Source organism: Thermohalobaculum sediminis (assembly GCF_023487995.1).
Lineage (GTDB): Bacteria > Pseudomonadota > Alphaproteobacteria > Rhodobacterales > Rhodobacteraceae > Thermohalobaculum > Thermohalobaculum sediminis.
Window position 1 is genome coordinate 188,829 of sequence record NZ_JAMFKN010000006.1, and the last position, 14,445, is coordinate 203,273.

Here is a 14,445-nt window from a genome sequence, read left to right on the forward strand (position 1 = left end):
GCAAAAGATGTTCGCATTTTCTATGGATTTCGCAATTCCGTCACGGCATCCCCGCGCAATGGCCCAGGCCTAAGGGAGAGAAAAGAGATGAAGGACATCCTCGCCGAGCTCGAGACCCGCCGTGCCGAAGCCCGCCTCGGCGGTGGACGGACGCGGATCGAGGCGCAGCACGCCAAGGGCAAGCTCACGGCGCGCGAACGTATCGAGCTTCTGCTCGACGAGGGGTCCTTCGAGGAATTCGACATGTTCGTCGCCCATCGCTGCACCGATTTCGGTATGGGCGAGGTCAAGTATCCCGGCGACGGCGTGGTGACCGGCTGGGGCACCGTGAACGGGCGGCAGGTCTATGTGTTTAGCCAGGATTTCACCGTCTTCGGCGGCTCGCTGTCGGAAACGCACGCCCAGAAGATCTGCAAGATCATGGACATGGCGATGCGGAACGGCGCCCCGGTGATCGGGCTCAACGATTCGGGCGGCGCGCGCATCCAGGAGGGGGTGGCGTCGCTCGCGGGCTATGCCGATGTGTTCCAGCGCAACATCATGGCCTCGGGCGTCGTGCCGCAGATCAGCGTGATCATGGGGCCCTGCGCGGGCGGCGCGGTCTACAGCCCTGCGATGACCGATTTCATCTTCATGGTGCGCGACTCGAGCTACATGTTCGTGACCGGCCCTGACGTGGTGAAGACCGTCACCAACGAGATCGTCACGGCCGAGGAACTGGGCGGCGCCAAGACCCACACGACGAAATCCTCGGTCGCCGACGGCGCCTTCGAGAACGATGTCGAGGCGCTGGCCGAGATCCGTCGGCTTGTCGATTTCCTGCCCCTCTCGAACCGCGAGAAGCCGCCGGTTCGGCCCTTCTTCGACGACCCCGCGCGCGTCGAGGACAGCCTCGACAGCCTGGTGCCCGAGAACCCCAACCAGCCCTACGACATGCACGAGCTGATCCGGAAGGTGGCGGACGAGGGGGATTTCTTCGAGATCCAGAAGGATTACGCCCGGAACATCCTGACTGGCTTCATCCGCCTCGAAGGCCAGACCGTGGGCGTGGTGGCAAACCAGCCGATGGTGCTGGCGGGCTGCCTCGACATCGACAGCTCGCGCAAGGCCGCGCGCTTCGTGCGCTTTTGCGACTGCTTCTCGATCCCGATCCTGACCTTCGTCGATGTGCCGGGCTTCCTGCCGGGCACCGGGCAGGAATATGGCGGCGTCATCAAGCATGGCGCGAAGCTTCTGTTCGCCTATGGCGAGGCGACGGTGCCGAAGGTCACCGTCATCACCCGCAAGGCCTATGGCGGGGCCTATGACGTCATGGCCTCGAAGCACCTGCGCGGCGACATCAACTATGCCTGGCCCACCGCCGAGATCGCGGTGATGGGGGCGAAGGGCGCGGTCGAGATCCTCTACCGCTCGGAACTCGGCGACCGCGAGAAGATCGCCGGGCGCACAAAAGACTACGAGGACCGCTTCGCCAACCCCTTCGTCGCGGCCGAGAAGGGCTTCATCGACGAGGTGATCATGCCCCATTCCACGCGGCGCCGCGTGGCGCGCGCCTTCGCCGCCCTGCGCGGCAAGGTGCTCGAGAACCCGTGGAAGAAGCACGACAACATTCCGCTGTGAGGCCCGGCATGAGCGATCCCCTCTTCCACATGATCGCGGGCGGCCCCCGCCCGGTCGCGCCCTTCTCGCACGCCGTCGAGGCCGATGGCTGGGTGTTCCTTACCGGCCAGATGCCGACCGACCCGGCCGTGCCCGACGCAGCCCTTCCGGACGGCATCGAGGCGCAGACCCGGCGGGTGATGGAGAACCTGCGGCTCATCCTCGCGGGCGTGGGGCTCGACTTGAGCCACGTGATCCAGTGCCGCTGCTTTCTGACCGAGTTCGAGCGCGACTACGCCGCGTTCAACGAGACCTATCAGGGCTACTTCCCGCCCGACCGGCGCCCGGCGCGCACCACCGTGGGGGTGACGGCGCTGGCCGTGGGCGCGCTGGTCGAGATCGACATGATCGCCCGCCGCCCGATGGGGGAGGGGGCCTGATGGCGTCGCCGTGCGGCATCGCGCTTGAAGCCGGGGGATGGCATCCCACATGGAACATGTGGAGTTCCGCCCCGGAGGGCTACCATGACGCCCGACAGCCGTCAGAAGTATCGCCAGGACCCCTACTGGCTGGTGAAGTACGTCGCGGTCTCGGCCGCGGACGGGGTGGCGGCCGGGTGGGTGTTCCTGCTGATCCTGCTCACGATGGATATCGGCGGCCTCGGCAGCCTGGTGCATGGAGCGGCGCAGGGCGTGACGGCGCTGTTCATCCTGCTCGCGTCCTTCGCGGTGACCTTCGGTTTCGTCGGCATCGCCTGGCGGGTGATGGTGATGCTGCCGGACGAGAAATAGGCCCGGCACTCCTGCCGAAGCAGCCAGCCGCCCCGCGCGGGGCGATGCGGGCGATACCCAGTGACATCAAGATCGGAGCGCGGCGGCTCGTATCGGGCGCGGCGGCGGCTTGCGTCCGGGGCGGGCAGGGCCGCCGCGCGCGCATCACAGGCAAGACCGAGAGAACGAGGGGCGCATGTTCGACAAGATCCTGATCGCGAACCGGGGCGAGATCGCCTGCCGCGTCATCAAGACGGCGCGCAAGATGGGGATCCGCACGGTCGCGGTCTTTTCCGACGCCGACCGCGATGCGCTGCATGTGCGCATGGCCGACGAGGCCGTGCATATCGGCCCGCCCCCCGCGAGCCAGTCCTATATCGTGATCGACCGCATCCTCGACGCGATCCGGGCCACCGGCGCGCAGGCGGTGCATCCGGGCTATGGCTTCCTGTCGGAACGCGCCGAGTTCGCGCAGGCGCTGGCGGGGCTGGGCGTCGAGTTCATCGGGCCCCCGGTCGGTGCGATCGAGGCGATGGGGGACAAGATCACCTCGAAGAAGCTTGCCGCCGAGGCCGGGGTCTCGACCGTGCCGGGCTACATGGGCCTGATCGGCGACGCCGAGAAGGCGGTGCGCATCAGCCGCGACATCGGCTATCCGGTGATGATCAAGGCCAGCGCCGGCGGCGGCGGCAAGGGGATGCGCATCGCCTGGTCTGACCGCGAGGCGCGCGAGGGATTCCAGTCCTCGAAGAACGAGGCGGCGGCATCCTTCGGCGACGACCGCATCTTCATCGAGAAGTTCGTGACCAGCCCCCGCCATATCGAGATCCAGGTGCTGGGCGACAAGCACGGCACCTGCCTCTATCTGGGCGAGCGCGAATGCTCGATCCAGCGCCGCAACCAGAAGGTCATCGAGGAGGCGCCCTCGCCCTTCCTCGACGCGGCCACCCGGCGCGCGATGGGCGAGCAGGCGGTGGCGCTGGCCAAGGCGGTCGATTACTGCTCGGCCGGCACGGTCGAGTTCATCGTCGACGGCGAGCGAAATTTCTACTTCCTCGAGATGAACACCCGGCTGCAGGTCGAGCACCCGGTGACGGAACTTGTCACCCGGATCGACCTCGTCGAGCAGATGATCCGGGTCGCTGCGGGCGAGAAGCTGGGGTTTGCGCAGGACGACATCCGACTCGACGGCTGGGCGATCGAGAGCCGGCTCTATGCCGAGGACCCCTATCGCAGCTTCCTGCCCTCGATCGGGCGGCTCACGCGCTATCGCCCGCCCGCCGAGCACAACCACCTCGCCTCGGTCGTGCGCAACGACACCGGGGTCTACGAGGGCGGCGAGATCTCGATGTATTATGATCCGATGATCGCCAAGCTCTGCACCTGGGCGCCGGACCGGCCGCGTGCCATCGAGGCGATGCGCGACGCGCTCGACGCCTTCGAGGTCGAGGGGATCGGGCACAACCTGCCCTTCCTGTCGGCGGTGATGGACCATCCGCGCTTCGTCGAGGGGCGGTTGACGACGGCCTTCATCGCCGAGGAATTCCCCGAGGGCTTCAACGGCGTGCGCCTGCCGCCCGAGACGCTGCGGCGCGTGGCGGCGGTCGCGGCGGCGATGAAGCTGATCGTCGAGCGGCGCGCGGCGCGCATCTCGGGCACCATGTCGAACCACGAGCGGGCGGTGGGCCGCGACTGGGTGGTTTCGGCGCAAGGCGAGGACTTCGCGGTCTCGGTCTCGAATGGCGACGAGGCGGTGATCCTGTTCGCGGACGGCGAGTCGCTGGGCGTGCGGCTGGACTGGACGCCCGGCGACACCGTGGCGCGGGCGAACATCGGCGGCGACGCCATGGCGCTGAAGGTCGATCTGCGGACCGAGGGCTTCCGCATCCGCTATCGCGGTGCCGATCTCGACGTGAAGGTGCGCACGCCGCGCGCGGCGGAACTGGCGCGCCTGATGCCCGAGAAGCTGCCGCCCGACACATCGAAGATGCTGCTCTGCCCGATGCCGGGCGTGGTGGTTAGGATCGACGTGGCCGAGGGCGACGAGGTCGAGGACGGACAGGCGCTCTGCACCGTCGAGGCGATGAAGATGGAGAACGTGCTGCGCGCCGAGCGCAGGGTCCGCATCGCGAGGATCAACGCCAAGCCCGGCCAGAGCATGGCGGTCGACGCGGTGATCATGGAATTCGAGTGAGCGGACGCGCTGCCGGCAAGGCGGTGACCGCGGGAGGATGACGATGAGCGACAAGCTGGAGCAGTGGAAGGCACTCGCCGCGAAGGAACTCAAGGGCCGCTCGCCCGATGCGCTCACCTGGGAGACACCCGAGGGGATCGCGGTCAAACCGCTCTACACCGAGGACGACCTGACCCGCGTCGGGCATCTGGGCGGGGTGCCGGGCGCAGCACCCTACACCCGCGGCGTGCGGGCCACGATGTATGCCGGGCGGCCATGGACCATCCGGCAGTATGCGGGCTTTTCGACCGCCGAGGAATCGAACGCCTTCTACCGCCGGGCGCTGGCGGCGGGGCAGCAGGGGGTGTCGGTGGCCTTCGACCTCGCCACCCATCGCGGCTATGACAGCGACCACCCGCGCGTCGAGGGCGATGTCGGCAAGGCGGGCGTCGCCATCGACAGCGTCGAGGACATGAAGATCCTGTTCGACGGCATCCCGCTCCGGGACATCTCGGTCTCGATGACCATGAACGGCGCGGTCATCCCGGTGTTGGCGAGCTTCATCGTCGCGGGCGAGGAGCAGGGGGCCTCGCGCGCCGAGCTTTCAGGGACCATCCAGAACGACATCCTCAAGGAGTTCATGGTCCGCAACACCTATATCTACCCGCCCGAGCCCAGCATGAGGATCGTGGCCGACATCATTGAATACACGGCCAAAGAGATGCCGCGGTTCAACTCGATCTCGATCTCGGGCTACCACATGCAGGAGGCGGGCGCGAACCTCGTGCAGGAACTGGCCTTCACGCTGGCGGACGGCCGCGAATACGTGAAGGCCGCGATCGCGCGGGGCATGGACGTGGATGCCTTCGCAGGAAGGCTCAGCTTCTTCTTTGCCATCGGCATGAACTTCTTCATGGAGGCGGCGAAGCTGCGCGCGGCGCGCACGCTCTGGACGCGGATCATGTCGGAGTTCGGCCCGAAGCGTCCCGAGAGCCTGATGCTGCGCACGCACTGTCAGACCAGCGGCGTCAGCCTGCAGGAGCAGGACCCCTACAACAACATCGTGCGCACGGCCTACGAGGCGCTTGCCGCGGTGCTGGGGGGGACGCAGAGCCTCCACACCAACTCCTTCGACGAAGCCATTGCGTTGCCAACGGATTTCTCGGCCCGCATCGCGCGCAACACGCAGCTGATCCTGCAGCACGAGACGGGGGTGACGAAGGTCGTCGACCCGCTGGCCGGCAGCTATTACGTCGAGGCGCTGACCGACCGGCTGGCGGCCGAGGCATGGAAGCTGATCGAGGAGGTCGACGGCCTCGGCGGCATGACGCGGGCGGTGGCGAGCGGCATGCCCAAGCTGAGGATCGAGGAGGCCGCGGCCCGCCGTCAGGCTGCCATCGACCGCGGCGAGGAGGTGATCGTCGGCGTCAACAAGTATCGCCTGAGCCAAGAGGATGCGATCGACATCCTCGACGTCGACAACGTCAAGGTGCGCGAGAACCAGATCGCGCGGCTCGAGCGCATCCGCGCGGGCCGTGACAGGGCCGCCTGCGCGGCGGCGCTGGCCGAGGTCGAGCGCCGCGCCCGCGAGGGCGGCAACCTGCTCGAGGCCGCCGTCGAGGCGGCCCGGGCCCGGGCAACGGTCGGGGAGATTTCGGACGCCATGGAAAAGGTCTTCGGGCGCCATCGCGCCGAGGTGCAGACGCTGTCGGGCGTCTATGGCGCGGCCTACGAGGGCGACGAGGGTTTCGCCGCGATCCAGCGCGACGTCGACGCCTTCGCCGCCGAGGAAGGGCGCCGCCCGCGCATGCTGGTGGTCAAGATGGGCCAGGACGGCCACGACCGCGGCGCGAAGGTGATCGCGACCGCCTTTGCCGACATCGGCTTCGACGTCGATGTGGGCCCGCTGTTCCAGACGCCCGAGGAGGCCGCGCGCGATGCCGTCGACAACGACGTGCACGTGGTCGGCATCAGTTCGCAGGCGGCCGGGCACAAGACGCTGGCGCCGAAGCTGATCGAGGCGCTGAAGGCGCAGGGCGCCGAGGACATCATCGTGATCTGCGGCGGCGTGATCCCGGCGCAGGACTACGAGTATCTCAGGGCGCGCGGCGTGCAGGCGATCTTCGGCCCCGGCACCAACATCCCGGAAGCGGCGAAGAACATCCTCGACCTGATCCGCGCGGCGCGCCGCCCGCGCGCGGCGGAGTGAGTGTGATGCGGATTGCGATCATCGGCGCGGGCGGCGTGGGCGGCATGCTGGCCGCGCGGCTGGGGGCGGCGGGGCACGAGGTCTCGCTGCTGGCGCGAGGCGGCCATCTCGCGGCGATCCGCGAGGCGGGGCTGAAGCTGGTCACGCCGGGTGACGAGGTCGTGCTGCATCCGGCGATCGCAACCGACCGCGGCGCGGACCTGCCCGCGGCCGATCTGGTCATCGTGGCGGTCAAGGCCCAGGACCTCGACGGCGCGATCGAGCAGATGGCGGGCGCGATGGCGGGAGGTGCGCTGGCGCTGCCTTTCCTCAACGGCGTCGAGGCGACGGACCGGCTTCAGGCGCGCTTTGGGGCGGGGCGCGTGCTGATCGGCATCGCCCGGATCTCGGCCTTCATCGAGGCGCCGGGGGTGGTGCGGCAGGTCACGCCGGGCGCGACCTATACCATCGGCACGGCGGGCGGGCGGCAGGACGACCCGGGCGTGGCCGAGATCCGCGCGGCCTTCCACGCGGCGGGCATCACCGTGCCGGAAAGCACCGATGTGCGGATCGACCTGTGGACCAAGTTCGCGGCGCTCTCGGCCTTCTCGGGCGTGACGGCTGGGGCGCGCTGCGACGCGGCGACGCTCAGGGCCACGCCCGCGCTCGAGTTGCTTTACCTGCGGCTGGCGCGCGAGGTGCTGGCGCTGGGGCGGGCCGAGGGGGTGGCGCTGCCCGACGACCTGCCGCAGCGGATGCTGGATTTCGCCCGCGGCCTGCCGGGCGAGATGCGCGCCTCGCTCGCGCATGATCTCGAGGCCGGCAAGCGGCTCGAGATCGACTGGCTCGCGGGCGCGGTGCCTCGGCTGGGGGCGCGCCACGGGCTGGCGGCGCCCGCGTCCGAGACCGTTGCTGCCATTCTGGCGCCATGGAAGGACGGTGCCGGACGGAAATGAGAACGCAAGATGCTTGCGCGCCAGATGCTGGCAGCGCGAGTGTCGAGGACATAAAGGCGGGCACGGGATTTCACCGACCGCCGCGGGGAGGGCGACGCAACCATGGACAAGACCACCGAGGACGCGCTGCGCGAGGCGGCGCTGCGCTATCACGAGACGCCCGAACCCGGAAAGCTGGCGATCCGCGTCACCAAGCCGATGGCGACGCAGCGCGACCTGAGCCTCGCCTACAGCCCGGGCGTGGCGGAAGCCTGCCTGCGCATCCGCGACGAACCCGACGACGCCTATCGCTACACCGGCAAGGGCAACCGCGTGGCCGTGATCTCGAACGGCACCGCGGTGCTGGGGCTCGGCAATATCGGCGCCGCGGCCTCGAAGCCGGTGATGGAGGGCAAGGTCGCCCTGTTCAAGAAGTTCGCCAACATCGACGGCTTCGACATCGAGGTGAACGAGTCTGACCCGGTGAAGCTGGCCGAGATCGTCATCGCGCTCGAGCCCACCTTCGGGGCCGTGAACCTCGAGGACATCAAGGCGCCCGAATGCTTCGTGGTCGAGCGGCTCTGCAAGGAGCGCATGGGCATCCCGGTGTTCCACGACGACCAGCATGGCACCGCCATCGTGGTGGCAGCGGCCGCGATCAACGCGCTGCAGATCGCGGGCAAGACCTTCGGCGACGCCAAGATCGTCTCGACCGGCGGGGGGGCGGCAGGGATCGCCTGCCTCAACCTCTTGTGCGACCTCGGCGTCAAGCGCGAGAACATCTGGCTCTATGACATCGGCGGCCTGTGCCACCTCGGGCGCGACGACCTCGACGACACCAAGCGCTCCTACGCCCGGCCGACCGACGACAAGACGCTGGCCGAGGCGCTGGCGGGCGCGGACATGTTCCTCGGCCTCTCGGCGCCCGGCCTGCTCACCGGCGAGATGATCGCGCCGATGGCCAAGAACCCGATCATCTTCGCGCTGGCGAACCCCAGGCCCGAGATCTTCCCCGACGAGGCGAGGGACGCGCGGGCCGACGCGATCGTCGCCACCGGGCGGTCGGATTATCCGAACCAGGTCAACAACGTTCTGTGCTTCCCCTTCATCTTCCGCGGCGCGCTGGACGTGGGCGCGACCCAGATCAACGAGGAGATGAAGATCGCCTGCGCCCATGCCATCGCCGACCTCGCCCGCCAGACCTCGTCGGCCGAGGCCGCGGCGGTCTACCGGGGCGAGCGGATGGTGTTCGGGCGCGACTACCTGATCCCCAAGCCGTTCGACCCGCGCCTCTTGGGCCAGATCGCCGCCGCCGTGGCCAAGGCCGCGACCGAGACGGGCGTGGCGCGCCGCCCGCTGCCCGACCCCGAGGCCTATCGCGCGAAGCTCGACGGCTCGGTGTTCCGCTCGACCATGCTGATGAAGCCGGTGTTCGAGGCAGCCCGCTCGTCGTCGCGCCGGCTGGTCTTCGCCGAAGGCGAGGACGAGCGAGTGCTGCGCGCCGCGCAGTCGGTGGTACAGGAGGGCGTCGACCGCCCGATCCTGATCGGCCGCCCCGACGTCATGGCCGCGCGCATCGAGCGCGAGGGGCTGGCGATCCGCCCGGGCAAGGATTTCGAGATCTGCGACCCGAACAACGACCCGCGCTATCGCGACTACTGGCAGACCTATCACGCGCTGATGGAGCGGCGCGGCGTGACTCCCGAGCTCGCGCGCACGATCATCCGCACCAACACCACGGCCATCGCCGCCGTGATGGTCCATCGCGGCGATGCCGACAGCCTGATCTGTGGCACCTTCGGGCAGTATCTTTGGCACCTGCGCTACGTGGCCCAGGTCCTGTCGGGCGGGCCCGAGAAGCTCAGGCCGGTGGGCGCGCTGAGCCCGGTGATCCTCGAGCAGGGCGTGATCTTCATCGCCGACAGCCAGGTGAACCACGAGCCCACCGCCGAGCAGGTGGCCGAAACCGCGATCGGCGCGGCGCGGCACATCAAGCGCTTCGGCATCGTGCCGAAGGTCGCGCTGCTGAGCCATTCCGTGTTCGGCAGCCTCGACACCGACTCGGCGCGAAAGATGCGCCGCGCGCTCGAGATCCTCGACGAGCGCGAGGTCGATTTCGAGTATGAGGGCGAGATGCATGCCGACCACGCGCTGGACGCCGACCTGCGGGCGCGGATCTTCCCCAACTCGCGGCTGACCGGGCAGGCCAACTGCCTGATCTTTGCCAATGTCGATGCCGCCTCGGGCTCGCGCAACATCCTCAAGCAGCTCACCGGCGGGCTCGAGGTGGGGCCGATCCTGATGGGGATGGGGAACAAGGCGCATATCGTCAGCCCCTCGGTCACGCCGCGGGGCTTGCTGAACATCGCGGCATTGGCGGGGACGCCGGTGCAGCACTACGCCTGAGGGCGCGCGAGGGCGCGCATCCGCGAGGATCGGGAGGACTGGAATGACAAGCTACGCCGAAGTCTATGCGCGCTGGAAGGCCGACCCGGAGGGCTTCTGGATGGAGGCCGCCGAGGCGGTGGACTGGATCGAGAAGCCGACGCGTGCGCTCGACGACGCGAACCCGCCATTCTACCGCTGGTTCGCCGACGGCGTCTGCAACACCTGTTGGAACGCGGTCGACCGCCATGTCGAGGCCGGGCGCGGCAAGCAGCCCGCCATCATCCATGACAGCCCGATCACCGGCACGCGGCACGTCATCACCTACGCCGAGCTGCGCGACCGAGTGGCGAGCCTCGCGGGCGCGCTGAAGGCGCGCGGCGTGGCCAAGGGCGACCGGGTCATCATCTACATGCCGATGGTGCCCGAGGCGGTCGAGGCGATGCTGGCCTGCGCGCGGATAGGCGCCATCCATTCGGTGGTGTTCGGCGGCTTTGCCGCGCACGAGCTGGCCGTGCGGATCGACGACGCGACGCCGAAGGCGATCATCGCGGCCTCCTGCGGGCTCGAGCCGGGCCGGGTGGTCCACTACAAGCCGCTGATCGACGCGGCCATCGAGCAGGCGCGCCACAAGCCCGACTTCTGCGTGATCTTCCAGCGCGAGCAGGAGGTGGCGAAGCTGATCGAGGGCCGCGACCTCGACTGGCACGCCTTCCAGTACGGCGTCGAGCCCGCGCCGTGCGAGCCGGCTGGCGGGGCCGACCCGCTCTACATCCTCTACACCTCGGGCACCACCGGGCAGCCCAAGGGCGTGGTGCGGGCGAATGCCGGGCACATGGTCGCGCTGAGCTGGACCATGAAGAATATCTACGACATCGCGCCCGGCGAGGTGTTCTGGGCGGCCTCGGACGTGGGCTGGGTGGTCGGCCACAGCTATATCGTCTACGCGCCGCTGCTGATCGGGGCGACCACCATCGTGTTCGAGGGCAAGCCCGTGGGCACGCCCGATGCCGGCACCTTCTGGCGGGTGATCTCGGAACACGGGGTCAAGGCGCTGTTCACCGCGCCCACGGCCTTCCGCGCGATCAAGCGCGACGACCCCAAGGGCGAGTTCGTGAGGAAGTACGCGATGCCCTCGCTGAGGACCCTGTTCCTGGCGGGCGAGCGGGCCGACCCCGACACCATCAAGTGGGCGGCCGACCAGCTCAAGGTGCCGGTGATCGACCACTGGTGGCAGACCGAGACCGGCTATGCCATCGCCGCCAACCCCGTGGGAATCGAACTTCTGCCGGTCAAGCTGGGCTCGCCCACCATGGCTATGCCGGGCTACGACGTGCGCATCCTCGACGAGGCGGGGCACGAGGTGCCGCGCGGGCAGCTTGGCGCCATCGCGGTCAGGCTGCCGCTGCCGCCGGGCACGCTGCCGACGCTGTGGAACGCGGACGACCGCTTCCGCAAGAGCTACCTCAACACCTTCCCCGGCTACTACGAGACGGGCGACGCGGGGATGATGGACGAGGACGGCTACCTCTACATCATGGCGCGCACCGACGACGTCATCAACGTGGCCGGTCACCGGCTGTCCACCGGCGCGATGGAGGAGGTGCTGGCCAGCCACCCCGACGTTGCCGAATGCGCGGTCATCGGCGTTGCGGACGAGCTGAAGGGCCAGCTTCCTATGGGGTTCCTCTGTCTCAACAAGGGCTGCAACCGGCCGCATGACGAGATCGTGCGCGAATGCGTCAGGCTCGTGCGCGACGAGATCGGGCCGGTCGCGGCCTTCAAGCTCGCGACGGTCGTCGACCGTCTTCCCAAGACGCGCTCCGGCAAGATCCTGCGGGCGACCATGGTCAAGATCGCCGACGGGCAGGACTTCAAGATGCCCGCCACCATCGACGACCCGGCGATCCTCGACGAGATCCGCGGCGCGCTGTCCGGTCTCGGCTATCCGCAGCGAGCCTGAAATCCGCGCGAGGGGCATCCGCCATGGACGCGGATGCCCCTTTGGTGGCAGAATCGTTCCTGCCTCGCCATTCTTCTGCCGCATAGAAAGATATCTAATGATGGCGCCGTGATCAGGGCTGTTTGCGACTTCTGCGACGCGGCGCGAAGGGAATTGATAAGGATGATCGTTTAAGCCTAGGACCGGCGGCGCCCTGATGGGCAGGGTGTCGTCGCACGCGCATTCATCGTACGAGGCGACGTGGCGGAGGGCTTGAACGTGGTGGCGACGGGTCGGAAATTTCTTTTCTTCGTGCTCCTCGCGGGCGTGGGGGCATTCGTAGCGGCGCTGACGCCGGCGCGCGCCGGGACGGCGTCAGGCTCCATCCTGGTGCGCGATGCACTGGCGACGCCCCCGATCGAGACCGTCGTGTCGGCCGAGCAGCTCGAAGCGCTGCAGCCGCATGCCATCGTCACGCGGACCGAGTTCACCGACGGGGAGATCCGGTTCGAAGGCCCCCTCGTCACCGACCTTCTCAAGCTCGTGGGGAATCGCGGGTGGACCTTGGCGCGGCTCACCGCGGCGAACGATTACGCGATCGACATCCCGATCACGGACTTCCAGGCCTACGGCGTGATCCTCGCGCGCCGCATGGACGGGCGCGAGCTGTCGCGGCGCGACAAGGGGCCCCACTGGCTGATGTATCCGCTCGACGACTTCGAGGAGTTGCAGGATCCCGTCTACAACAATCGCCTGATCTGGCAGGTCGTGAAGATCGAACTGAGGTGAACCAGTCCTTCGGCATAACGCGAAGCCTGTTCTTCATCGCCCTCGTCGGCGCAATGGTGGCGGCGGGCGTCGCGCTGCGCTCGCAGCAGCAGGGCTCGGAGGGGCTCGAGCGCGCCTCGCAGGAAAGCCTGTTCTGGAGCGCGGTGCAGGTCGAGGTCGAGCTGTCGCGCTTCGCCGCGACGATGGGGCAGTTCGCGCTCGGGCCCGACGAGACCGGGGCCGAGCGGGTGAACGAGCGCTTCGACATCCTGTGGAGCCGGGTCCTGCTGTTCCGCGAAGGCGATGTCGGGCGCCGGCTTGCCGCGCTCGACCATGCCGGTGTCGTCGAGCGTCTGTTCGCCAAGATGCGCCGCCATGAGCCCGCCATCCTCGGCATCGCCGAACAGGACGCGGCCGAGGTGCAGGCGATCCTCCAGGACTTCCTCGGCTATGGCGACGAGCTTCGGGCGCTGTCGATCCGCGTGATCCGCGCCGAGGAGAACCGGCTGGCCGAGGTGCGCGGCAACGTGCGCAACAGCAGCTTCCTCGCGCTGGCCGCCGTGGGCGCGGTGCTTGCCATCGTCCTGACGCTGCTGCTGCTGCTGCTTCTCGAGTCGCGGCGCTACCGCGCCATGGCGCGCGAGAGCGCGGCCCTCGCCGAGCGCGCCGAGGCGGCATCGCGCATGAAGTCGCGCTTCCTCACCATGATGAGCCACGAGCTCAGAACCCCGATGAACGGTGTCATGGGCATGCTCGCGCTGGTCCGCCAGACCCACTTGACCGAGGCGCAGAGCCGGCTGGTCGAGCAGGCCCAGCGCTCGGGTACCCAGATGGTGACCCTGCTCAGCGACATGCTGGACCTCTCGGACCTGCAATCCGAGAAGCAGGTGATCGGCGCCGAAGTCTTCGCGCTGACCGATCTCTGCACCGAACTGAACCGCCACCTCGCGCCGCGGTTAGAGCGCGCGGGTCTCGCCCTGCGATGCGAGGTTTCGCCGGACGCCCCGGCGCGAGTGATCGGCGACTTCGTGCGCCTGCGCCAGGCGCTGATCCACCTGCTCACCCACATCATCGACATTGTCGGCAGCCCCGAACTGGTCCTGCGCGTCGGTCATGACGGCGGCAGCGTGAATGTCGAGATCGACGCCGCCGTCCATGGCCGCGAGCAGGCCGGCTGGCAGCCCGAGGAGATGCTGGACCGCGGTCCGGTCGACTATGGCAGCTTCGCCTCGGACGCCTTGGCGCCGATGATCGCCCAGGGCCTGATCGAGCTGATGGGCGGCCGGGTGGTGGTGGAGAGGCCGGTGGCCGGGCGCGCCTCGGTGCGGGTGAGCGTCCCGGCACAGCGGCTGCCCGAACGGCTGCGCTCGGTCCGCATCGACGTGCAGTCGCGCACGCTCGCCGCCGTCGTCGGCGCCCTTGCGCAGGCCGAGGGCTGGCGGATGCAGGGCGCGAGCACCGGCGACCAGCCGGTGGACGCTGTGATATTCTCTGCCGACGGGCGCGAGGAGGCGGAGTCGGTGATGCGCCTGCGCAGCCGCTTTCCCGGCGCGTGCGTCGTCGCAGCCGGCGCGCCCGAGCATCCCGAGCTGTTCGACGCGGTCTGCCCGCTGCCGGTGAACCGCGCGGCGCTGGCGCGCGCGCTCGACGCCGACCGCTCCGGCGACAGGGTCGTCTCGTGACTC

General features: G+C 68.8%; 10 protein-coding genes. All 10 read left to right on the top strand.

Annotated elements, in window-relative coordinates:
• The first annotated feature begins 87 nt into the window (after window positions 1-87).
• The 10 genes from M1105_RS13775 to M1105_RS20850 all read left to right on the top strand — a co-directional run bounded on the left by M1105_RS13775 (window position 88) and on the right by M1105_RS20850 (window position 14,442).
• Window positions 88-1,620 carry an acyl-CoA carboxylase subunit beta gene (locus tag M1105_RS13775; RefSeq protein WP_249580953.1) on the top strand — a complete coding sequence of 511 codons (1,533 nt, stop codon included), beginning with the start codon at window positions 88-90 and terminating at the stop codon, window positions 1,618-1,620.
• Window positions 1,621-1,628: 8 nt separating this feature from the next.
• Window positions 1,629-2,039, top strand: a complete 411-nt coding sequence (locus M1105_RS13780; RefSeq protein WP_249580954.1) for a RidA family protein — start codon at window positions 1,629-1,631, stop codon at window positions 2,037-2,039.
• 84 nt (window positions 2,040-2,123) lie between these two features.
• Window positions 2,124-2,390 (top strand): hypothetical protein, encoded by a 267-nt coding sequence (locus M1105_RS13785; RefSeq protein WP_249580955.1) that lies wholly within the window; start codon window positions 2,124-2,126, stop codon window positions 2,388-2,390.
• Between the two features lie 175 nt (window positions 2,391-2,565).
• Entirely contained in the window at window positions 2,566-4,563 is a 1,998-nt protein-coding gene (locus M1105_RS13790) for an acetyl-CoA carboxylase biotin carboxylase subunit (RefSeq protein ID WP_249580956.1), read from the top strand.
• A 43-nt stretch (window positions 4,564-4,606) separates the two neighbouring features.
• Window positions 4,607-6,751, top strand: a complete 2,145-nt coding sequence (scpA, locus tag M1105_RS13795; protein WP_249580957.1) for a methylmalonyl-CoA mutase — start codon at window positions 4,607-4,609, stop codon at window positions 6,749-6,751.
• A gap of 5 nt (window positions 6,752-6,756) precedes the next feature.
• Window positions 6,757-7,686 (top strand): ketopantoate reductase family protein, encoded by a 930-nt coding sequence (locus tag M1105_RS13800; protein WP_249580958.1) that lies wholly within the window; start codon window positions 6,757-6,759, stop codon window positions 7,684-7,686.
• A 102-nt stretch (window positions 7,687-7,788) separates the two neighbouring features.
• Complete coding sequence (locus tag M1105_RS13805) at window positions 7,789-10,071, top strand: NADP-dependent malic enzyme (RefSeq protein WP_249580959.1); 2,283 nt, start codon at window positions 7,789-7,791, stop codon at window positions 10,069-10,071.
• 43 nt (window positions 10,072-10,114) lie between these two features.
• Window positions 10,115-12,013 (top strand): propionyl-CoA synthetase, encoded by a 1,899-nt coding sequence (locus tag M1105_RS13810; RefSeq protein ID WP_249580960.1) that lies wholly within the window; start codon window positions 10,115-10,117, stop codon window positions 12,011-12,013.
• A 240-nt stretch (window positions 12,014-12,253) separates the two neighbouring features.
• Window positions 12,254-12,781, top strand: coding sequence for a hypothetical protein (locus M1105_RS13815; protein WP_249580961.1), 528 nt, complete (start codon window positions 12,254-12,256; stop codon window positions 12,779-12,781).
• Entirely contained in the window at window positions 12,778-14,442 is a 1,665-nt protein-coding gene (locus M1105_RS20850) for a sensor histidine kinase (protein WP_249580962.1), read from the top strand. Before M1105_RS13815 ends, M1105_RS20850 begins: the two co-directional genes overlap by 4 nt.
• Window positions 14,443-14,445: the final 3 nt, after the last annotated feature.

Excerpts from the sequence above, each read along its gene's own strand:
- M1105_RS13775 (WP_249580953.1), top strand. The coding sequence starts at position 88 with ATGAAGGACATCCTCGCCGAGCTCGAGACCCGCCGTGCCGAAGCCCGC.
- M1105_RS13780 (WP_249580954.1), top strand. The coding sequence starts at position 1,629 with ATGAGCGATCCCCTCTTCCACATGATCGCGGGCGGCCCCCGCCCGGTC.
- M1105_RS13785 (WP_249580955.1), top strand. The coding sequence starts at position 2,124 with ATGACGCCCGACAGCCGTCAGAAGTATCGCCAGGACCCCTACTGGCTG.
- M1105_RS13790 (WP_249580956.1), top strand. The coding sequence starts at position 2,566 with ATGTTCGACAAGATCCTGATCGCGAACCGGGGCGAGATCGCCTGCCGC.
- scpA (WP_249580957.1), top strand. The coding sequence starts at position 4,607 with ATGAGCGACAAGCTGGAGCAGTGGAAGGCACTCGCCGCGAAGGAACTC.
- M1105_RS13800 (WP_249580958.1), top strand. The coding sequence starts at position 6,757 with ATGCGGATTGCGATCATCGGCGCGGGCGGCGTGGGCGGCATGCTGGCC.
- M1105_RS13805 (WP_249580959.1), top strand. The coding sequence starts at position 7,789 with ATGGACAAGACCACCGAGGACGCGCTGCGCGAGGCGGCGCTGCGCTAT.
- M1105_RS13810 (WP_249580960.1), top strand. The coding sequence starts at position 10,115 with ATGACAAGCTACGCCGAAGTCTATGCGCGCTGGAAGGCCGACCCGGAG.